General features: G+C 72.6%; 20 protein-coding genes. 11 read left to right on the top strand and 9 right to left on the bottom strand.

All coding sequences use genetic code 11. The annotated features are described in order from the left end of the window. Positions 1–68 precede the first annotated feature (68 nt). Both ADY59_RS38660 and ADY59_RS38655 read left to right on the top strand, forming a co-directional pair. Positions 69–1280, top strand: coding sequence for a M48 family metallopeptidase (locus ADY59_RS38660; protein WP_231619098.1), 1212 nt, complete (start codon positions 69–71; stop codon positions 1278–1280). Further along, positions 1277–2389 (top strand): glycosyltransferase family 4 protein, encoded by a 1113-nt coding sequence (locus ADY59_RS38655; RefSeq protein ID WP_049573515.1) that lies wholly within the window; start codon positions 1277–1279, stop codon positions 2387–2389. Before ADY59_RS38660 ends, ADY59_RS38655 begins: the two co-directional genes overlap by 4 nt. Positions 2390–2403: 14 nt before the next feature. Here ADY59_RS38655 and ADY59_RS38650 read toward each other — a convergent pair whose 3' ends face one another. The 4 genes from ADY59_RS38650 to ADY59_RS38635 all read right to left on the bottom strand — a co-directional run bounded on the left by ADY59_RS38650 (position 2404) and on the right by ADY59_RS38635 (position 7358). Continuing rightward, positions 2404–3285, bottom strand: coding sequence for a carbohydrate ABC transporter permease (locus tag ADY59_RS38650; RefSeq protein WP_049573512.1), 882 nt, complete (start codon positions 3283–3285; stop codon positions 2404–2406). Further along, a complete protein-coding gene (locus tag ADY59_RS38645; protein ID WP_049573509.1) occupies positions 3282–4154 on the bottom strand; it encodes a carbohydrate ABC transporter permease in 873 nt (290 codons plus the stop codon). The genes ADY59_RS38650 and ADY59_RS38645 overlap by 4 nt, the downstream gene beginning before the upstream one ends. Next, positions 4154–5434, bottom strand: a complete 1281-nt coding sequence (locus ADY59_RS38640; protein ID WP_049573505.1) for an ABC transporter substrate-binding protein — start codon at positions 5432–5434, stop codon at positions 4154–4156. Before ADY59_RS38640 ends, ADY59_RS38645 begins: the two co-directional genes overlap by 1 nt. A 169-nt stretch (positions 5435–5603) precedes the next feature. After that, positions 5604–7358, bottom strand: coding sequence for an AMP-dependent synthetase/ligase (locus ADY59_RS38635; RefSeq protein ID WP_049573500.1), 1755 nt, complete (start codon positions 7356–7358; stop codon positions 5604–5606). Positions 7359–7495: 137 nt separating this feature from the next. Between ADY59_RS38635 and ADY59_RS38630 the strand changes: the two genes are divergently transcribed. Genes ADY59_RS38630 through ADY59_RS38600 form a run of 7 tightly spaced genes read left to right on the top strand, consistent with a single transcriptional unit; the run spans position 7496 to position 13147 of the window. Further along, complete coding sequence (locus ADY59_RS38630) at positions 7496–8263, top strand: metallophosphoesterase family protein (protein WP_049573497.1); 768 nt, start codon at positions 7496–7498, stop codon at positions 8261–8263. Between the two features lie 21 nt (positions 8264–8284). After that, a complete protein-coding gene (locus ADY59_RS38625; RefSeq protein WP_049573494.1) occupies positions 8285–8722 on the top strand; it encodes an SRPBCC family protein in 438 nt (145 codons plus the stop codon). Between the two features lies 1 nt (position 8723). Beyond that, on the top strand, positions 8724–9899 hold the full coding sequence (locus ADY59_RS38620; protein WP_049573491.1) for an ArsA family ATPase: 1176 nt from the start codon (positions 8724–8726) through the stop codon (positions 9897–9899). 25 nt (positions 9900–9924) lie between these two features. Then, positions 9925–10344, top strand: coding sequence for a hypothetical protein (locus ADY59_RS38615; protein WP_049573488.1), 420 nt, complete (start codon positions 9925–9927; stop codon positions 10342–10344). A 16-nt stretch (positions 10345–10360) separates the two neighbouring features. Beyond that, positions 10361–11293, top strand: a complete 933-nt coding sequence (locus ADY59_RS38610; protein WP_049573487.1) for an ROK family glucokinase — start codon at positions 10361–10363, stop codon at positions 11291–11293. A 7-nt stretch (positions 11294–11300) separates the two neighbouring features. Further along, positions 11301–11996, top strand: coding sequence for an endonuclease/exonuclease/phosphatase family protein (locus ADY59_RS38605; RefSeq protein ID WP_049573484.1), 696 nt, complete (start codon positions 11301–11303; stop codon positions 11994–11996). Positions 11997–12034: 38 nt separating this feature from the next. Continuing rightward, entirely contained in the window at positions 12035–13147 is a 1113-nt protein-coding gene (locus ADY59_RS38600; protein ID WP_049573481.1) for a hypothetical protein, read from the top strand. 43 nt (positions 13148–13190) lie between these two features. On the opposite strand, the gene ADY59_RS38595 is transcribed toward ADY59_RS38600, so the two are convergent. Both ADY59_RS38595 and ADY59_RS38590 read right to left on the bottom strand, forming a co-directional pair. Beyond that, positions 13191–13667, bottom strand: a complete 477-nt coding sequence (locus tag ADY59_RS38595) for a hypothetical protein (RefSeq protein WP_049573477.1) — start codon at positions 13665–13667, stop codon at positions 13191–13193. A 46-nt stretch (positions 13668–13713) separates the two neighbouring features. Beyond that, on the bottom strand, positions 13714–14472 hold the full coding sequence (locus tag ADY59_RS38590; RefSeq protein WP_049573473.1) for an alpha/beta hydrolase: 759 nt from the start codon (positions 14470–14472) through the stop codon (positions 13714–13716). A 147-nt stretch (positions 14473–14619) separates the two neighbouring features. Between ADY59_RS38590 and ADY59_RS38585 the strand changes: the two genes are divergently transcribed. Next, the gene (locus tag ADY59_RS38585) at positions 14620–15324 is read left to right on the top strand and encodes a lysophospholipid acyltransferase family protein (RefSeq protein WP_049573466.1); all 705 of its coding nucleotides are present in this window, start codon (positions 14620–14622) and stop codon (positions 15322–15324) included. 4 nt (positions 15325–15328) lie between these two features. On the opposite strand, the gene ADY59_RS38580 is transcribed toward ADY59_RS38585, so the two are convergent. Then, entirely contained in the window at positions 15329–15784 is a 456-nt protein-coding gene (locus ADY59_RS38580; RefSeq protein ID WP_049573464.1) for a MarR family winged helix-turn-helix transcriptional regulator, read from the bottom strand. Positions 15785–15865: 81 nt separating this feature from the next. Here ADY59_RS38580 and ADY59_RS38575 point away from each other — a divergent pair, with 81 nt between their 5' ends. Further along, a complete protein-coding gene (locus tag ADY59_RS38575; protein WP_049573461.1) occupies positions 15866–16294 on the top strand; it encodes a DoxX family protein in 429 nt (142 codons plus the stop codon). Here ADY59_RS38575 and mmuM read toward each other — a convergent pair. After that, on the bottom strand, positions 16291–17157 hold the full coding sequence (mmuM, locus tag ADY59_RS38570) for a homocysteine S-methyltransferase (RefSeq protein ID WP_049573460.1): 867 nt from the start codon (positions 17155–17157) through the stop codon (positions 16291–16293). The two genes, ADY59_RS38575 and mmuM, sit on opposite strands and share 4 nt — an antisense overlap. 96 nt (positions 17158–17253) lie before the next feature. Continuing rightward, the gene (locus ADY59_RS38565; protein WP_049573459.1) at positions 17254–19560 is read right to left on the bottom strand and encodes a VIT domain-containing protein; all 2307 of its coding nucleotides are present in this window, start codon (positions 19558–19560) and stop codon (positions 17254–17256) included. Between the last annotated feature and the right edge of the window lie 105 nt (positions 19561–19665).

The raw sequence follows: 19665 nt of genomic DNA, 5'->3' as shown, positions 1-19665 counted from the left end.
CCAGACTCTCCACTCTCCCTTTCGCGGCCAGCTTCAAATGTTTAAAAGAGACAGGGGCGGCGCTGGCCGTGCTGGGCGCGGTGATCGTCGGGGTGGTGGCGTTCACCACGCCGTGGCAGGCGCTGCCGGCCGGGGCGCCCGCCGTGACGCCCGATCCGGCGCGTGACTTCGGCGCCGCCGAGCTGGCCCGGTCGCAGGCGTTCGACGCGGCCACCAGCGTGCCGAGCTACCTGTCGCTGGGCGTCACGCTGGTGTTCGCCGGGCTGCTCGTCGCCACGCCGCTCGGCGCGAAGGTGCTCGGCAGGCTCGCGGGGCCGTGGTGGGTGCGGGTCCTGCTGGGCGTGCTGGTGCTCACGGTGATCGAGGAGGCCGTACGGTGGCCGCTCGGCATGTGGTTCGAGGTGGCGCTGCGCGACTACGGGCTGTCCACGCAGGACTGGGCGTCGTGGACGGGGGACCGGCTCAAGAGCATCGGCATCAACGCGGCCCTGCTGGCCGTCATGGTGCTGGCGGTGGTGGCGCTGGCGCGCCGGATCCGGCGCTGGTGGATCCCGGCCGCCGCCGGGGCGTTCGCGCTGACCGTGGGCGCGTCGTTCGTCTATCCGGTGGTGTTCGAGCCGGTGTTCAACGACTTCCACGCCATGCCGGCGGGCCCGCTGCGGTCGAACCTGATGGCGATGGCCGAGCGTGACCAGGTGCCGGTGGAGGATGTGCTGGTCGCCGACGCCTCGCGCCGCACGACCGCGCTGAACGCCTACGTCTCCGGGTTCGGCGCCACCCGCCGGATCGTCGTCTACGACACGCTGCTCAAGGCTCCGCAGCGCGAGGTGGAGCTGGTGGTGGCCCACGAGCTGGGCCACGCCAAGGAGCGTGACGTGCTGTACGGGACGCTCGTCGGTGCTCTCGGCGCGGCGCTGGGCGCGGTCCTGCTGTTCCTGGTGTCCGGCCTGGTGCGCAGGCGTACGGGCGGCGTCCCGATCACCGATCCCCGGGCGGTGGGCGTGATCCTGGGGCTGATGACGCTGGCGACGTTCCTGTCCGGCCCCGCGCAGAACGTGATCAGCCGCCAGATCGAGGCCAGGGCCGACGTGCACGCCCTGGACCTGACCGAGGACCCGGCCACGTTCGTCGCGATGCAGAAACGCCTGGCAACAGCAAATATTTCCGATTTGTCGCCGGATGCGGTGGAATATGTGCTCTATGCCTCTCACCCCACGGCTGCCCAGCGGATCGCGATGGCCCGCTCCTGGGCCCGGCTGAACGGCCACCCCCAGCCGTGACCGTCACCCGCCGGGTGGTCGTCGTCACGAACGACTTCCCGCCGCGTCCCGGCGGCATCCAGTCGTTCGTGCACGGCCTTGCCCTGCGCACGCCCGGCGTGGCCGTCTACGCCCCCGCCTGGCCCGGGTGCGCCGAGTTCGACCGGCGCCAGCCGTACCGCGTCGTCCGTCACCCGGGCCGGCTGATGCTGCCGACGCCCGGTGTCGCGCGGCGGGCGGCGCGGCTGGTGGCCGAGCACGGCGCGGACACCGTGGTGTTCGGCGCGGCGGCGCCGCTCGGCCTGCTCGCGCCGCGCCTGCGCGCCGCGGGCGCGCGGCGGGTGGTCATGCTCACGCACGGCCACGAGGCGTCCTGGGCGGGCGCGCCGCTGTTCCGCTCGGTGCTGCGCCGGATCGCCGGGCACGCCGACGTGGTCACCTACCTGGGCGACTACACGCGCGCGAGGCTGGCCCCGGTGATCCCGAAGGACAAGCTGGTACGGCTGGCCCCCGGCGTGGACGTGACGCAGTTCCGGCCGGACGCGGCGGCCGAAGGACCGGCCGGGCCGGGCGGCGTGGCCGGCCCGGGCGGGCCGGTGGTGGTGTGCGTGTCCAGGCTGGTGCCGCGCAAGGGGCAGGACCAGCTCATCAGGGCCTGGCCCCGGGTGCTGCGCGCGGTGCCCGGCGCGGTGCTGCTGCTGGTGGGCGGCGGCCCGCACCGGCGGGCGCTGGAGCGGCTGGCCGGGGGCAGCCCGTCGATCGTGTTCACCGGCAGCGTCCCGGCCGACGACCTGCCCGGCTACTACGCGGCCGCCGACGTGTTCGCCATGCCGTGCCGTACCCGGTGGGGCGGGGTGGATGTGGAGGGGCTCGGGATCGTGTTCCTGGAGGCGTCGGCGACGGGGCTGCCGGTGGTGGCGGGCTCGTCCGGAGGCGCGCCCGAGGCGGTGCGGCACGGCGAGACCGGCCTGGTCGTCGACGGCCGCGACACCGGCGAGCTGGCCGCGGCCCTGATCGAGCTGCTGACCGCGCCGGAGCAGGCGCGGAAGCTGGGCGAGACCGGCCGCGACTGGATCGCCGCCGAGTGGTCGTGGGACCGGGTCGCCGCCCGCTTCCGCGCGTTGCTGTGATCACTCCATGATGGTCAGCCCTTGGTGGAGCCGAGCGTGAGCCCGGCCACGAACTGCTTGTGCAGGAGCTGGAAGACGATCAGCGTCGGCAGCGCGACCAGCACCGAGCCGGCGGCCAGCAGGTTGTAGTCGGTGAAGAACTGGCCGCGCAGGTTGTTCAGCGCCGAGGTGACGGGCAGCTTGTCGCCCGACGACATGAGCACCAGCGCCCACAGGAAGTCGTTGTACATCCAGGTGAACTGCAGGGTCGCCAGCGCCGCCAGCACGGGCCGGCACAGCGGCAGCGTGAGCTTCCAGTAGCGCCGCCACACGCTCGCCCCGTCCACCAGGGCAGCCTCGGTGATCTCCACCGGGATGGTGCGCATGAAGTTGGCCATGACGAACACGCAGAACCCGAACTGGAACGCCACGTGGATGACGATGAGCCCCAGGTAGGAGTCGTACAGCGACTGGGAGTCCGACAGCCACGGCGGCAGCGGGATCAGCGTGTAGAGGGTGTAGAGCGGGGTGATGAGCACCTGCGGGGGCAGCAGGTTGCCCGCGGTGAAGACGATCAGCAGGGTCCGGCGCCCGGGGATGCGGGCGCGGGCGATGGCGAAGGCGGCGAAGGAGGCCAGGAAGAGCGTGAGCAGCAGGGCCGGGATCACGATGATCAGCGTGTTGAGGTAGTAGCGGGGCAGCTCGGCCTGGCTCCACGCCTGCCCGTAGTAGTCCAGGGTGAGGCTTTCGGGCAGCGAGAAGTAGCCCAGCCTGGCGGTCTCCTCATAGGGACGCAGCGAGGCGTAGACGGCCAGCGCCAGCGGCAGCAGCCAGCCCAGCGCCACCAGGGCGAGGAAGGCGTGCAGCAGGACGCGCGGCAGCCGGGCCCGCCGCCGGGCGGGCGCCGGGGCCGTCATCGTTCCTCCTTGAACAGCTGCGACAGGTACGTCACGATGAATCCCAGCGAGATCGCCAGGAGCACCACCGCGATCGCCGAGCCGAACCCGATCCGGCTGGCCTCGCCCACGATGTTCTCCGTGACCAGCACCGACAGCAGTTCGAGCCCGTTGCGCCCCTTGTTGATGGCGTAGACGATGTCGAACGCGCGCAGCGCCTCGATCACCGTGATCACCAGCACGATGACGTTGACCGGCCGCAGCGTCGGGAACACCACCCGGAAGAACGCCTGCGTCTCGCTGGCGCCGTCGATGGCCGCGGCCTCCTTCAGCGCCGGGTCGACGGCCTTCAGGCCCGCCAGGTAGATGATCATCACGTAGCCGACGTGCCGCCAGGCGGCCGCGACCATGACCACCCAGATGTTGACCGACCGGTCGCCCAGCCAGTCGACCGACAGGCCGGTCACCGCGTTCAGCACGCCGTAGTCGGTGGAGTAGACGAGCTGCGCGATGAACCCGACGACGGCCAGCGACAGCACGACCGGCAGGTAGAGCGCGCTCTGGTAGACGCGCGACAGCCGCAGCCGCCGGTCCAGCAGCACCGCGCACAGCAGCCCGAACGGGGTCGCGACCAGCCCGAGGAAGCCCAGCCACAGGACGTTGTTGCGGACGGCCGACCAGAACGGCGGATACTCGCCGGCCAGGTCGCCGTAGTTGCGCCCGCCGACCCACTCGATCGGCCCGAAGCCGCTCCAGTCGGTGGCGGACAGGACCACGGAGGCGAGCGTGGGTCCCCACACGAGGCCCACGCTGGCGATGACGGCCACCCCCAGCCCGATGACCAGCACGGTCACGTCGCGGGCGGAGTAGCGACGGGTCTTGACGGCCATCAGCGGAAGATGTTGGCCTTCTGCTTCTCGATGCTCGCGAGCAAGGAGTCGATCTCGCCGGGTCTGTCGACGAACGACTGCAGCGACGGGATCATCACGGTGGAGGCGAAGTCGGGGCGGGTGTCGCGGTCGAGGAACTGGGCGATGTGCGCCACCTGCGAGACGAGCTCGGCGCCGCGCTTCTGCAGGGTGCTGTAGCCGCCGGTGTCGGCCTTGGAGCTGGCGGCCAGCGTGCCGGGGTCCGCCCCGGTGGCCACGTTCTGCGCGGCGGCCTGGGCGAAGTGCTTGATCAGCGCCTTGGCGCCGTCGGTGTTCCTGGCCTTGGCGGAGACCATGTAGCCGTCGATGGGCGCGTCGATGGAGTCGGTGCCGTAGGCCGGGTTGATCTCGGGGAAGGTGAAGAAGTCCAGGTCGTCGCGGTCGGCCTCGGGGAACTGCTGGGCGACGAACATGCCGAGCAGGTACATGCCGGTCTTCTTCTCCGCCAGCGACTGCGCCGCCTCCTGCCAGGTGCGGCCCAGCGCGGCGGGCTGGTGGTGCTCCATCAGCCCGCGCCACGTCTCGAACACCTGCTTGACCCGCGGGTCCGTCCACGACTCCTTGCCGGCCATGAGGGAGATGTGGAAGTCGTAGCCGTTCGTGCGCATGTTGATGATGTCGAAGGTGCCCATGGCGGGCCAGCCGTCCTTGTCGGCGAACGCGATGGGGATCAGCCCGTCGGCCTTCATCCTCCGGGCCAGCGCCGTCAGCTCGTCCAGCGTCTTCGGGGGCTCGTAGCCCTTGTCCCGCCACACGCTCTTGCGGTAGAAGACCGCCCACGGGTAGTACGTGAACGGCACGAAATACTGCTTGCCGTCGATGCCCGTCGAGGCGGCCTTGAAAGCCGGGGTGTAGTCGGCGCCGATCTCCCGCCACACGTCCGAGATGTCCGTCGCCAGGCCCTGCTCGGCGAAGAACTGCATCCGGTACCCGGCGAACCAGGTGAAGACGTCGTCCGGGGTGCCGCGCAGGTAGCGGTTGATGTTCTCCTGGAAGGTGTTGTGGTCCACCGTGTTGACCTTCACCTGGCCCGTGGTGAAGCCCTTGAGCACGGTCTCGAGTGATTTCTTGGGCACCTCGTCGGAGGCGTTGGAGCCCAGCGTGACGGTGCCGGCACCGCTGCTGGTGGTGCCGGGCGAGGGTGCGCCGGAGGCGCAACCGGCAAGGACGGCCGGGACGCCGAACGTGGCGGCGGCCCCGATCAGAAGATTGCGGCGGGAGAGTGGCGGACGTCGGTCCATGGTGGTTCCTCCTAGGCCGGAGCCTCAAGTTCCCCCGAGTTCGCTCACCCTTCATCGAAAACGCACCATTTCAAACTGTCAACGTGTGGGTTTCGCCCCCGTGAACGACGAAGAGGCCGCCGGGCCCGCTTCCCGCGGTGCCCGGCGGCCTCCGATGCCCGTCCGTCCGCTACCCGTACAGCGCCTCGACGTCGGCCGCGAAGTCGCGCATGACCAGGTTGCGCTTGACCTTGAGCGTCGGGGTCAGATGGCCGCTCTCCTCGGTGAGGTCGGAGGCCAGCACCGTGAACTTCTTGATCTGCTCCGCCTTGGACACCATGCCGTTGGCCCGGTCGACCGCGCCCTGCACCTCGGCCAGGACGCGCGGGTCGGTGTGCGGCTCGGCGGGGCGGCCGTTGGCCGACGACCACTGCTCCAGCGCCTCCGGATCGAGCGTGACCAGCGCGGCGACGAACGGCCGCCCGTCGCCGACCAGCATGGCCTGCGAGATCAGCGGGTGGGCGCGCAGGGAGTCCTCGAGCGGGCCCGGGGCGACGTTCTTGCCCGCGGCCGTCACCAGGATCTCCTTCTTGCGCCCGGTGATGCGCAGGTAGCCGTCGGCGTCGAGCTCGCCGACGTCGCCGGTGTGGTACCAGCCGCCCTCGTCGACCGCCTCCGCGGTGGCCTCGTCGTTGTTCCAGTAGCCGGCGAACACGTTGCGGCCCCTGGCCAGGATCTCGCCGTCGTCGCCGATGCGCAGCGTCACGCCGGGCAGCGGCTTGCCGACGGTGCCGATCTTGTTGGCGCCCGGCATGTTGACCGAGCAGGGGGCCGAGGTCTCGGTCAGCCCGTAGCCCTCGTACACCTCGATGCCGACGCCCCGGAAGAAGTGGCCCAGCCGGTCGCCGAGCGCCGATCCGCCCGACACCGCCGCGGTGAGCCTGCCGCCGGTGGCCGCGCGGAGCTTGCCGTACACGAGCTTGTCGAACAGCGCCCGCCGCAGCCGCAGGCCGAGGGGGGCGCCGCCGGAGCTCTCGGCCTTGCTCCAGGCGACGGCCACGTCGACGGCGCGGGCGAAGATCTTGCCCTTGCCGCCCGCGATGGCCTTCTGCTCGGCGGCGTTGTAGACCTTCTCGAAGACGCGCGGCACGCCCAGCAGGAACGTGGGCCTGAAGTCCTGGAGGTCGGGGGCGACGTTCTTCATGTTCGGGGTGTGCGCCATGATCGCGCCCGCCTCGACGAGCACCACCTGGATCATCCGCGCGAAGATGTGCGCCAGCGGCAGGAACAGCAGCGCCGCCGGGTCCTTGGAGGCGAACAGCGGCTCCAGCGGCCCGCGCAGCACGTTGACGGCGGTGAACAGCAGGTTGTCGTGGGTGATCCGGCAGCCCTTGGGGCGGCCCGTGGTGCCCGAGGTGTAGACGATCGTCGCCAGGTCGGCGGCGCACACCCGGGAGCGGCGCTCCTGGACGGCCGCCTCGTCGGCGCCCGGGCCGCCGGGCCCGGCGTCGACCCGCCACACGTGCTTCAGCTCGGGGGCCGCCTCGCGCACGGTCTCCTCGTGCGCGTCGAGTTCCACGAAGGCGGCCTTGGCGCCGCTGTCGGCGAGGATCCAGCGGACCTGCTCGGCCGAGGAGGTCTCGTAGACCGGCACGGTGACCGCGCCGATCGACCAGATCGCGTAGTCGATGAGCGTCCACTCGTAGCGGGTGCGCGACATCAGCGCCACCCGGTCGCCGTGCTCGATCCCGGCCGCGACCAGGCCACCGGCGAGCGCGACCACCTGCTCGCGGAACTCACCGGCCGTGACGGCGGGCCAGGCGTCGTCCTGCTTGCGGCGCATGACCACCCTGCCGGGCTCCTGCTCGCCGCGCCGGAACACGGTGTCGGCCAGGCAGGCTGCGGCAGGCACATCCACCAGCACGGGGACGCTGTACTCGCGCACGGATCCACTCCTGTCGGGTGCACGCTTCTGATTCGGCCTGGACGTTACCGCGATAAGTTACGCATCGGTAGCTTCGTCACCCAGACGTGATGAAGGGCATTCATCACGCTAGCAGCCGTTGTTCATAGGATCGGCCCATGAGGGTCCACGTGGTCAGTGACGTGCACGGCAGGGCGGACGCGCTGGCGCGGGCGGGTGACGGCGCCGACGCGCTGATCTGCCTCGGCGATCTGATCCTGTTCATCGACTACGACGATCACGCGCAGGGCATCTTCGCCGACCTGTTCGGCGCCGAGCAGGCCGCCCGGTTCATCGGGCTGCGCACGGCCAAGCGCTTCGACGAGGCCAGGGCCATGTCGGCGGCGCTGTGGGCGAGCCTCGGCGGCGACCCGCGCGAGCACATCGAGCGCAACGTGCGGGCGCAGTACCGCGACCTGTTCGCCGCCATGCCCGCGCCCGCCTACCTCACCTACGGCAACGTCGACCTCCCGCGCCTGTGGGCCGACTACCTGCGCCCCGGCCACCAGGTGCTCGACGGCCAGACGGCGGAGATCGGCGGGCTGCGCTTCGGGTTCGTCGGCGGCGGGCTCAAGACCGCCTACCGCACGCCGAACGAGATCAGCGACGAGGCGTACGCGGCCAAGGTCGAGGCGCTCGGCGAGGTGGACGTGCTGTGCTGCCACATCCCGCCCGCCGTGCCCGAGCTGCTCTACGACGTGGTCGCCCGGCGCTTCGAGAGGGGCAGCGAGGCCACGCTGGAGCTGATCAGGCGCACCCAGCCGCGTTACGCCCTGTTCGGCCACGTCCACCAGCCGCTCTACCCGCGGGTCCGCATCGGCCGCACCGAATGCGTGAACGTGGGCCATTTCCGGGGAAAGGGCGTTCCGTACATCCTGGAATGGTGAGCGGCCCAGTATCTTGGTCGCATGGCTGATCGCACCAGTTCGAGCATCGTCATCGACGCCGATCGCGCCGGCGTCATGGCGGTCATCGCCGACCTGCCCGCCTACCCCGAATGGGCAGGCCAGGTGAAGAGCGCCGAGGTCCTGTCCAGCGGCGCCGACGGCCGGCCGGAGACCGTGCGGTTCGTCCTCGACGCCGGCATGATCAGCGACACCTACACCCTGACCTACACCTGGAACGGCGACGAGAGCGTGAGCTGGCGGGTGTCCGAGCCCGGCAGGATGGTCTCCCGCCTCGACGGCAGTTACCTGCTCGCCGCCACGGGCAGGGGGATCGAGGTGACGTACGAGCTCGCGGTCGACCTCGCCGTCCCGATGATCGGCATGCTCAAGCGCAAGGCGGAGAAGGTGATCGTGGACACCGCGCTCAAGGGCCTCAAGAAGCGCGTCGAAGGCCGCTGAGGTGAGCCCCCGCGTCCTGCTGTTCACCGGCAAGGGCGGCGTCGGCAAGACGACCGCCGCCGCGGCCACCGCCACCCTCGCCGCCCGGCGCGGGCTCAAGACGCTCCTCGTCTCCACCGACACCGCGCACTCCCTGGCCGACGCGCTCGCCGTCGAGCCCGGCGAGGTCGCGCCCGGGCTGCACCTGCACCAGGTCGACACCCAGCGCTCGCTGGAGCGCCACTGGGGCGAGCTGCGCGACTACGCCCGCGGCCTGCTCGCCGAGCTGGGCCTGGACGAGATCACCTCCGAGGAGCTCACGGTGCTGCCCGGCGCCGAGGAGCTCATCGCCCTCATGGAGCTGCGCGAGCACGCCCGCGAGGGCCGCTGGGACGTCATCGTCGTCGACTGCGCCCCCACCGCCGAGACGCTGCGCCTGCTCGCCCTGCCCGAGGCGCTCGACTGGCACGTGACCCGGCTGATGCCGCTCGGCCGCCGGCTGCTGCGGGTCGCCGCGCCGTTCGTGCGCGGCGTCGCCCGCGTCAGCGCGCCCGGCGACGACGTCGTCGGCGCCGCCGAGCGCTTCCACCGCGGCCTGATGGAGGTGCGCGAGCTGCTCACCGGCGGCCACGCCTCCGTCCGCCTCGTGCTCACACCCGAGTCCGTGGTCCTCGCCGAGGCCAGGCGCACCCTCACCTCGCTCAACCTGTACGGCTACCGCGTCGACGCCGTCGTCGCCAACCGGGTCTTCCCCGCCGGCGACGCCGACGAGTGGCGCGCCCAGTGGGTGGCCGCCCAGTCCAGGCTGCTGGCCGAGGCCGAGGAGTCGTTCGCGCCGCTGCCCGTGCACGTCGTCCCCTACCTGCCCGCCGAGCCGGTCGGCAAGGAGGCGCTGGCCAGGCTGGGCGAGGTCCTCTACGGCGAGGCCGACCCGTTCGCCCCGCCCAGCGCTCCGCCGCCGCTGCGGCTGTCGGCCGACGAGCTCACGCTGGACCTGCCCGGCGCCCGGCGCGGCGAGGTCGACCTGGCGCGCAAGGGCGACGAACTGATCATCACGGCCGGGCCGTACCGGCGCATCCTGGCGCTGCCCGCCGCGCTGGCCCGCAGGAAGATCAGCTCGGCGGTGCTCCGCGACGGCGCGCTCCGGGTACGGTTCACCTCGGAGGCGAAATCCGACGAAGCGCACGCGACGGGATGAGCGCCGCATCAGCCGGGAGGGCCACATGACCGAAAGCAACGACAGAGATCCCATCGGGACCGTCGCCGAAGAGGCGCGCAAGCTCTTCGACGCGATCCAGGGCCGGGCCACCCGCCAGGTCGGCAAGACCGTGTTCAACTCGTTCACGGGCGGCGGAGGCGGGCGGGAGCAGAAGGACGTCTGGGGCGAGGCGGTGTCCGAGCCCGAGGGCGAGTACATCTGCAAGGCGTGCCCGTTCTGCCGGGCGATCGCGGCGCAGCGCGAAGGCGCCTCGAACCGGGCCGGCGAGGCCGCCGGTGACGTCGCCGGGCACATCATGGCCGCCGGCGGCGAGCTGTTCGCCGCCTTCCGCGAGGCGTTCGACGCGCTGAGCGGCAAGCCCGCCCCCCGCCGGCCGCGCGACGACCGCGACGGCGACAATGTCGAGCACATAGACCTGGGATAAAAGGGGAAGGCGGGCAATGTTCACGATCGGTGTGGACATCGGCGGGACGAAGGTCGCCGCCGGTGTGGTCGACGACGACGGCCAGATCGTCCAGCACGCGCTCAGGCCCACCGCCGCCGACCGGCCGGACCTGGTCGCCGAGACGGTCGCCGACGTGGTGCGCGAGCTCGCGGGCGACCGCGAGATCGAGGCCGTCGGCGTCGGCGCGGCCGGGTTCGTCGACGAGACCCGGTCGATCGTGCGTTTCGCCCCCAACCTCGCCTGGCGCGAGGAACCCCTGCAGAAGAAGATCAGCGGGCTCGTCGGCCTGCCGGTGGTGATCGAGAACGACGCCAACGCCATGGCGTGGGGCGAGACCAGGTTCGGCGCCGGGCGCGGGCAGTCCCACGTGGTCTGCCTGACCCTGGGCACCGGCATCGGCGGCGGCATCGTCTTCGACGGCCGCCTCTACCGGGGCCACTGGGGCATGGGCGCCGAGCTCGGCCACATGCAGGTGGTGCCCGACGGGCGGCTGTGCGGCTGCGGCCGGCACGGCTGCTGGGAGCAGTACGCCAGCGGCAACGCGCTCGTCGCCGAGGCCAGGGAGATCGCCGCCGCGCACCCCGAGCGCGCCGAGACGCTGCTCGGGCTGGCCGGCGGCCGGATCGAGGGCGAGGAGGTGACCGAGGCGGCCCGGCTGGGCGACGAGGCCTCGCTCGCCGCGTTCGCCGGCCTCGCCGACTGGCTCGGCCAGGGCATGGCCGACCTGGCCGCGGTCCTCGACCCGGGCTGCTTCATCATCGGCGGCGGCGTGTCCAGGGCCGCCGACCTGTTCCTCGACCGGGCCCGCGCGGCGTTCGAGGAGCGGCTCACCGGCCGGGGCCACCGCCCGGTCGCCGAGGTGCGGCTGGCCGAGCTCGGCGCCTCGGCCGGCGTGGTGGGCGCCGCCGACCTCGCGCGCCGGCGCTGACCGGGACGTGACCGTCCGCGTCGCCACGTACAACCTGCACGGCCTCAGGGACGACGGGGCCGCCCTCGAACGGGTGATCGCCTCGGCCCGCGCCGACGTGTTCTGCGTCCAGGAGGTGCCCCGGCTGCCCGTCAGGCGGCTCCGCTGGCGCCGCCTGGTCGCCCGCCAAGGGCTGCGCACCGCCGGGGGCTTGGGGCGGCGTGGCGTGGCCGTGCTCGCGGGGCCGCGCGCCCAGGTGCTGCACGCCGAGAGCCACGTGCTCAAGGTCTTCGCCGGGCTGGAGATCCGCGCCCTGGCCGTCGCCGTCGTCGAGGTCGGCGGGGCGCGGCTGGCGGTCGGCTCGCTCCACCTCGACCTGCACGGGGCCGCCAGGATGCGCCACGCCGCCGAGGCGCTGGAGCTGACCGAGGCCGTCGCCGCCCGCCACCGCGCCGAGGTGGTGCTCGGCGGCGACCTCAACGAGCACCCGGGCCGGCCGGCCTGGCGCCTGCTGGCCGCCCGGCTGGCCGACTGCCACGCTGCCGCGCCCGCGGGCGACGGGCTCACCTTCCCCGCGGGCAAGCCGGAGCACCGCATCGACGCGCTGTTCGCCGCGCGCGGGCTGCGTGTCGTGTCGTGCGGCGGCGTGGACGCCGCGAACGCCGACCTGACCGGGGCGAGCGACCATCTGCCGGTGCTCGCGGAGTTGCGAGTCTCCTCCTAACGGGGCATCGACGCCGTCCAGCCAATAGCATTTGCTTCATGACCCGTCGCTCTCAGCGGCGTGCGCTCTCCTTGACCTTGGCGACGTCCGTGGCCCTGTCCGGGGTCACGCCCGCCGCGCATGCCGATCCACGCCCCGCCGCCATCGACGCCTGGGAGCGGACGACGAGCGTGCGGCTGGTGGCCGATGGCTCGCTCTCCGACGTGCTGGCCATGTCCTCGGGCGAGGTGTGGGCCGTCGGCCAGCAGCAGATCTGGGACGTGTGGAAGAACCGCGGCACCGTCCGCCACTGGAACGGCGAGCGCTGGGCCGAGGTGGCCATCCGCGACACCACCGGGGCCGGCAGCCTGCGTTCCGTCTCGGCCGCCTCCGCCGGCGACGTGTGGGCGGCCGGCGACGGCCATGACGGCGTGCCGTTCATCGCGCACGGCGACACGGGCGGCTTCGACCGCGTCCGGCCGCAGGGGCTGCGCAGCGGCGACTGGCTCGGCGGCATCGACGCGGCGGGCGGGCGGGTCACGGCCGTCGGCAGCCGCGACGACAAGGGCCTCGTCGTCACCTGGCACGACAACGAGTGGACCTTCCAGTCGATCAAGGAGAAGGGCGCGCTCTACGCGGTGTCCGGCAGCTTCGCCGTGGGCGACACCGGCCGCGCGCCGCTGATCATGCACCAGTCCGGCGGCGCCTGGAAGAGCATGCCGGTGCCGTCCGTGCCCGGCGGCTACCTGCGTGACATCCACGTCGACAGCGGCAAGCGGGCGCTGGCCGTCGGCGGCGTCTACCACGGCCCCGGCAAGGTCGGCCCGCTGGCCCTGGCCTGGAACGGCAAGCGGTGGCGGCGGCTGTCGCTGCCGGTCAGGGCCGCGCGCCTCTACGGCGTCACCGGCGACGGCAAGGGCCACTACTGGATCTCCGGCTACGACCCGGCGCGTGCCTCGCAGGCGTTCATGCTGCGCTGCGAGAAGCGTTCGTGCGAGGTCCTGCGCGGCGCCGCCGCCGAGGGCCGCAGCAGCGTGCGCCTGCAGGCGGTCGCCTACCTGGCGGGCAGGCAGGCGGTGTGGGCGGTCGGGCACGCCGTCGACGACAAGGAGCGCTACACCGACGTGGTCGAGTCCTTCGGCCCGGGCAGCCCCGAGCCCGAAGACTCCTAGCGGCCCGGGCCGGGCGTCACAGCACAGCGGCCCGGGCCGGGCGTCACAGCACCGCGCCGTCGTCCCAGCCCGAGTCGTTGTGCGGGCCGTCGCCCATGCGCACCACCAGCGCCACGAAGCCGCCGATGAAGGCCGCCACGGCGGTGAACAGCGCCCAGCCCTCCATGCGCCAGTCGGCCAGCGCCGCCACCAGCAGGTAGGCGGGGCCGCCGAACAGCGCCACCCAGGCCAGCTTGGTCGGCAGGTCGAGCTTGGGCAGCGGCGGAGGCGGGGGCGGCTCGAAGTGGCCCTCGTCCTCCTCGCCGGAACGGCCGTCGCCCTCCTCGCCCTCCTCGTCCTCGTCGCCGGGCGCGTCCGGCTCGGCGAACTCCTCCGGCGGCTTCACCACCCGGCGCATCGGCTCGGCGGGGACGTTCTCGCTGTCCGGCCATGGCTGATCAGCCGAGTCGCGCTCGGCCGTGTCGTTGAAGGACGCGACGATCTGCCGCCAGACCTCGTCCTCGTCACTCTGGGGCGTCACCTAGATGGGCCTCTCCACAGCGATCGCGACTTCCCCCTGGGTGCGATCAGTCCCTCTGCAAGGGTACCGAGGCATGTGTCCGGATGAAGTCGAGGCTCCCGGCAAAGATCCTGTCGGCATCGTTGTCAAGCGTCGCAACATGGTAGCTATCGGTAAGCTCCTCGATCGTGGCCTGCGGCACCTTCTGGCGGATGATCGCCACGCTGGTCGGTTTCACCACGTGGTCCTCGGTGCTGTGGAAGACCAGCAGCGGCTGCGTCACCCGGTCCAGGTCGCCCTGGACCAGGGACCAGAGCCGGGGCAGCGACGCGGCGGCCTTCACCGGGGTGCGCGTGTAGCCGAGCTCGGTCACGCCCGGCTTCTTGACGTCGTTGGCCACGCCCGGCACCGAGGCGATGAGCCACTTGAGCACCGGCGCCAGCCTCAGCAGCGGCACGTCGTTGGCGATCGACGGGTTGACCACCATGACGCCCCTGATCGCGTCGCCGTGCACCTCGGCCAGCCGCAGCGCCAGGCAGCCGCCCAGCGACAGCCCCGCCACGAACACCTCCGCGCAGCGCCCCCGGAGGTCCTCGAACGCCTTCTCCACCTCGGCGTACCAGTCTTCCCAGCGGGTGTGGTTCATCTCCTGCCAGGTGGTGCCGTGCCCGGGCTGGCGTGGCAGCGAGACGCTGACCCCGTGCGCGGCCAGATGCTCGCCCCAGGGTCGCAGCGACTGCGGGGTGCCGGTGAAGCCGTGGCACAGCAGCACGCCGACCTGGCCTGCGTGGTGGTGGTAGGGCTCAGCGCCTGGCATGAGCGGCATAACAGCTCCTCCATGCATTTTCATCCCCGAACTGCCCGATCGTCGCACGATCCGGGGCAATTGTGCGAGAGCTGGTGTAGGAGCATCGGGGCCGGGATGGGAAGATGACTGTGCTCGCCGACACGTGCATGAGGAAGAGGTGGCCGGGTGTTCTACTGGGTGGTCAAGGCCATCTTGGCGCCGATCCTCCACGTCGTCTTCAGGCCGTGGGCGGAGGGCGTCGAGCACGTGCCCAGGCAGGGCCCCGCCATCCTGGCCGGCAACCACCTGTCCTTCGCCGATCATTTCTTCGGCCCGCTGCAGCTCAGGCGCAAGGTCATCTCCCTGGGCAAGTCCGACTACTTCACCGGGCGCGGCATCAAGGGATTCTTCACCCGGCTGTTCTTCAGCGGCGTCGGCACCGTCCCGATCGACAGGTCCGGTGGCAAGGCCAGCGAGGCGGCGCTGCGCACCGGCCTGCGGGTCCTGCGCGAGGGCAACCTGCTCGGCATCTACCCCGAGGGCACCCGCTCACCCGACGGCCGCCTCTACAAGGGCAAGACCGGCGTGGCCCGGCTGGCGCTGGAGTCGCGGGCGCCGGTCATCCCGTGGGCCATGGTCAACACCTTCGAGATGATGCCGCCCGGCCGGGCGCTGCCCAAGCTCGGCATCCGGCCCGGCGTCCGGTTCGGCAAGCCGCTCGACTTCTCCCGCTACTACGGGATGGAGGACGACCGGCTGGTGCTGCGCGCGGTCACCGACGAGATCATGTACGCGCTGATGGAGCTGTCGGAGCAGGAGTACGTCGACAAGTACGCCGCCAGTGCCAAGGTCGAGATGGAGCGCGCCGCCCGCGCCGCCGCGGCCGGCTGACGGCTCAGTCGCGCAGGGCCTGCTCGGTCTTGCTCATGGCTCTCGTCATCGTCTCCAGCTCGTCGCGGGTGAGCCGGTCGATCAGGTAGGCGCGCACCACCTCCAGGTGCCCGGGGGCGACCCGCTCCAGGCAGCGCATCCCGGCGTCGGTGAGCACCGCCAGCACGCCCCGGTCGTCGGACGGGCAGGTGGCCCGCTCGACCAGCCCCGCCTTCTCCAGCTGGGTGATCTGGTACGTCAGCGCGCTCTTGGACACCACCACGCCGCGGGCGAGCTCGGTCATGCGCATCTGGCGATCAGGCGCGTCGGCGAGCCGCACCAGGATCTCGTACTGCGGATGGGTGAGCCCCGCCGCCGACTTGAGCTGCTCCTCGATGCGCCGTTCGAGAAGGTGAGAGGTGGACAGGAAGGCGCGCCAGGCCGCCATCTCCGTCGGGTCGAGCCACCGGGTGTCCGTCACCGCCCCAGTCTACTTGTTGTTCAGATTTGAACTTTCGCGCTAGAGTCCTGTTCAAATCTGTACGAACTTCAAGGAGTCACGATGCTTGACCAGGCGCGTAACATCGCACTGCTGCTCGCCCGGGTGGCCACGGGGGTGATCTTCCTCGTGCACGGCTATCAGAAGTTCGCCACCATGGGCATCGCAGGGACGACGCGGTTCTTCGAGTCGATCGGCATCCCGCTGCCCGGCGTCGCCGCCCCGGTCGTCGCCGTGCTGGAGGTCGCCGGCGGGATCGCGCTGATCCTCGGCGTCGCGCTGCCCGTCGCCGGCACGCTCCTCGCGCTCGACATGGTCGGCGCCATCCTCTTCGCCCACCTGCCGGCCGGCTTCTCCGTCGGCGAGGGTGGCTACGAGTTCGTGCTGGCGCTCGCCGCGGCCAGCCTGGCCATCGGCTTCACCGGCGGCGGCGCGCTCGCCCTGGACCGGGCCCTGGGCCTGGACAAGAAGCTGAGCGGCAGCCGCGCCTAGGACAGATGACCTCGGACCTGGCGGATGTGGCCGGGAGTGGTGCGGCAGCAGCCGCCGATCAGCGAGGCGCCCGCCGCCTGCCACTCCTTGGCCGCCTGGCCGTACTCCAGCGGGTCGGACAGGCCCAGCCAGCGGCGCTTGCCCGCGTCCCACGTCTCGCCCGAGTTGGGGTAGACCACGACCGGCAGCTTCCCGGTCAGCTCGGCGATCAGGCCGGGGATGTGTCGCGGCGCGGTGCAGTTGGCGCCGACGGCCACCACCTGCGGGTTGCCGGTGAACAGCGCCGCCGCCTCGCCGATCGGGGTGCCGTCGCTGATGCGGGCCGCGTCACGGCAGGAGAAGCTCACCCACGCCTTGACCGACGGGGTCTCGGCCAGCAGCCTGGCCAGCGCCCGCGCCTCGGCGTAGGAGGGGATGGTCTCGCAGGCCAGCAGGTCGGCCTGGGACGAGGCGAGGATCTCCCAGCGGGGCCGGTGCCAGGCCAGTAGGCCCTCCTCGTCCAGGTCGTAGTCGCCGGTGTATTCGGCGCCGTTGGCCAGGAACGCCCCGTAAGGCCCGACCGAGGCGGCGACCAGCCCGCCGCCCGCCTCGTCGCGGGCCTGCGCGGCCAGCTCGACCGACAGCCCGATCAGCCGCTCGGCCGCCGCCACGTCCAGGCCCCGGCCCAGGAAGCCGGGGATGGACGCCTGGTAGCTGGCGGTGGTGGCCACGTCGGCGCCGGCGGCGAAGTAGTCGGCGTGCACCTGCCGGACGAGCCCCGGGTCCTCCAGCAGCAGCCTGGCCGACCAGAGCGCGTCGCCGAGGTCGGCGCCGAGCGCTTCGAGATGGGTGGACAGGCCACCGTCCAGCACGAGTGTGGTCACCCGTCCAGAGTATGGTCCCCGGGCAGATGCGCGGCGCCGCCGCCCTCCCGCGCGCGGCCCCTGCGCTTCCCCTCCACGCCGGGCGGCCGGCCCGCCTCACGCGCGCTTCCAGAAGGGGCGGCGGGGCCCCTCGGGCGCGGGCCCGGCCGGCCCCGTCGGCCCGGTCAGCGCCGTCAGTACCTCGATCGCGCGGTTGAGCAGGGCCTGCGGGTCGGCATCCGGCCGCTCGGCCGCCTCCAGCTCGCGGGCCAGCGCGGCCAGCTCGGCGTGCCCGCCGAGGTAGGCCGCCAGCGCCGCCAGCCGGGAGCCCAGGTCCGCCAGGTAGAGCACGTCCGGCCCGGTCAGCGTCTTGAGCCGGTCCAGCTCGGCGGTGAGCTGCGCGCTGACCGTGTCCAGCCCGTGCGGCACCGATCTGGCCCGCATCGGCCCGGCGAACAGCGGCCCGCGCGCCGCCGCCATCACGGCCGGGCGGTCCCCGGCGCCGGGGTTCAGGCCGGGCGCGGGCACCGCCATGGCCCGCATGCCGCGCGGTGCCTCCGCCGCCATCCACGCGAACCCGCCGCCGCCCGTCGCCGGCATCTCCCAGCCGCTCGGCGGCTCGACCGGCTGGATCGCCCGATGCTCCGGGCCGCCCTCGGCCACCTGGCGGCTGTCGACGGCCACGTACGCGGTGAATCGGCAGAGCACCCCGTGCTCCAGCGACACGCGGACGATCTCCCGCTCCAGCCCGTGCTCGCCCATCGCGTAGCGGTCCTCCAGCTCGCGCAGGTAGGCGCGGGCCCACACGGCGCGCAGCGCCGGACCGCCGGCGACGGTCGCCGCGACCCGCTCCTCCCAGGGCGCTCCCGCCGCCAGGCCGCGCACGGTCACGGCCGAACCGTCGCGGCACCGCCCGTACGCGCGCAGCGGGACGCCGGGGAAGATGGAGCCAAGGTGGGTGAGCGTGCCCGGCTCCACGTCGAGATCCTTCAGCGACAGGTCCGTCACCAGCGGCGCGCCGATGCGGCGGTGGATCTGCTCCATGGCGGCGTCCAGCCGGTCCTCCGACTCCACCAGCTCGCACCGGCCCGCGCCCAGCCCGGCCAGCCTGCCCAGGAAGGCGGCGTTCACCGCCCGGTCGATGCCGACCGCGTGCACCCGCATCGCCGACAGCGCCCCGCCGGCCCGCTCCAGGATCTTGTCCTCGTTGCCCACCTGGCCGTCGGTCACCAGCACCACGACCCGCTCCCGGCCCCCGATGCCGCCGTCGCCGCCTGTGTCGCCGCCTGTGTCGTCGCCGAGCAGGGCTATCGCCCGGAGCAGCGGATCCAGCAGCTCGGTGCCGCCGCGCGCGTCGACCCGCGCCAGATGCTCCACCGCCCGGTAGCGGTTGCGGTCGCTGCCCTCCGCGAGCCCCTCGAACGCCTCCTCCACCACCGAGTCGAACGCCAGCACCGCGAACCGGTCGCGCGGCGTCAGCGTGTCGACGATCCGCGCCGCCGCCCGCCGCGCCGCCACCATCTTCCAGCCGCCCATGCTGCCCGACCGGTCCAGCAGCAGCACCAGGTCGCGCGGCGCGCGCGGCGACTCCAGCGGCGGCGGCACCACCGTCAGCGCGAACGTGCCCGCCCCGTCGAGCTGCAACGCCGTCGACGCCTCGAACGTCATCCGCAGGATGAAGTCACGGTCCAGCCGCTCGCCCGGCCGCACCCGTACGAGGCCGTCCTCCTCCTCGACCACGTGCAGGCTGGAGGCCAGCTCCCGCAGCTCCAGCCCGCCCGCGTCGACCTTCACCGCCAGCGACAGCCGCACCGGATCCGGGAACCCGGGCAGCAGCACCGGGGGAGTGATCCTGGAGGCGTCCGGCACCGCGCCGGTGTCGGGCGCCACCCCGTCACCCGCCGGCGGCCCGCCGACCGGCGTGCCCGGCACGTAGCGCGGCGCCACCACCAGCGGGAACCGGAACGTCGCCGCCCCGTCCTCGTACGGCAGCGGCTGACTCAGCTCCAGCCGGACCGTCACCCGCTCCCCGGGCAGGATGTTGCCCACCCGGATCGTGAACACGTCGGGCCGGTCCTCCTCGGCGATCGCCGCCCGCCGGCCCTCGCGCAGCGCCCGGTCGTAGTCGGCCCGCGCCTGGCCGCGCTCCTTGAGCACGCCCTCCACGACCCGGTCGCCGGCCTCCATCCGGAACGCCGTCACCGCCGCCCGGTCCGGCAGCGGGAAGACGTACGTGGCCTCCAGGGTGACGTCGAACGGGTTGCGGAACCCCTGCGCCACCTCCACCCCGGCGACCAGCCCGGACACCTCGGCGGTCACGTCCACGCTCTCCAGCGGCAGGTTGCCGCGCTCGGTCCGCAGCGCGCCGATCCCGGCGTCGGGCACCGGTGCGCACCGGGCGGGCTCGAGTGACGTGATGTTCATGCGAGGTTCCTCTCGTCGAGCACCGCCAGCAGCGGGTCCGCCGCCGCCAGCACCGCCTGGATGTCATCGTCCGACGGAGCCCGCCCCTCCACCACGAGCGTCACC

The sequence above is a fragment of the Nonomuraea sp. SBT364 genome (assembly GCF_001083785.1).
Taxonomy (GTDB): Bacteria; Actinomycetota; Actinomycetes; order Streptosporangiales; family Streptosporangiaceae; genus Nonomuraea.
The sequence above is the reverse complement of the archived record's forward strand: the minus strand, read 5'-3'. Positions and strand labels throughout refer to the sequence as shown.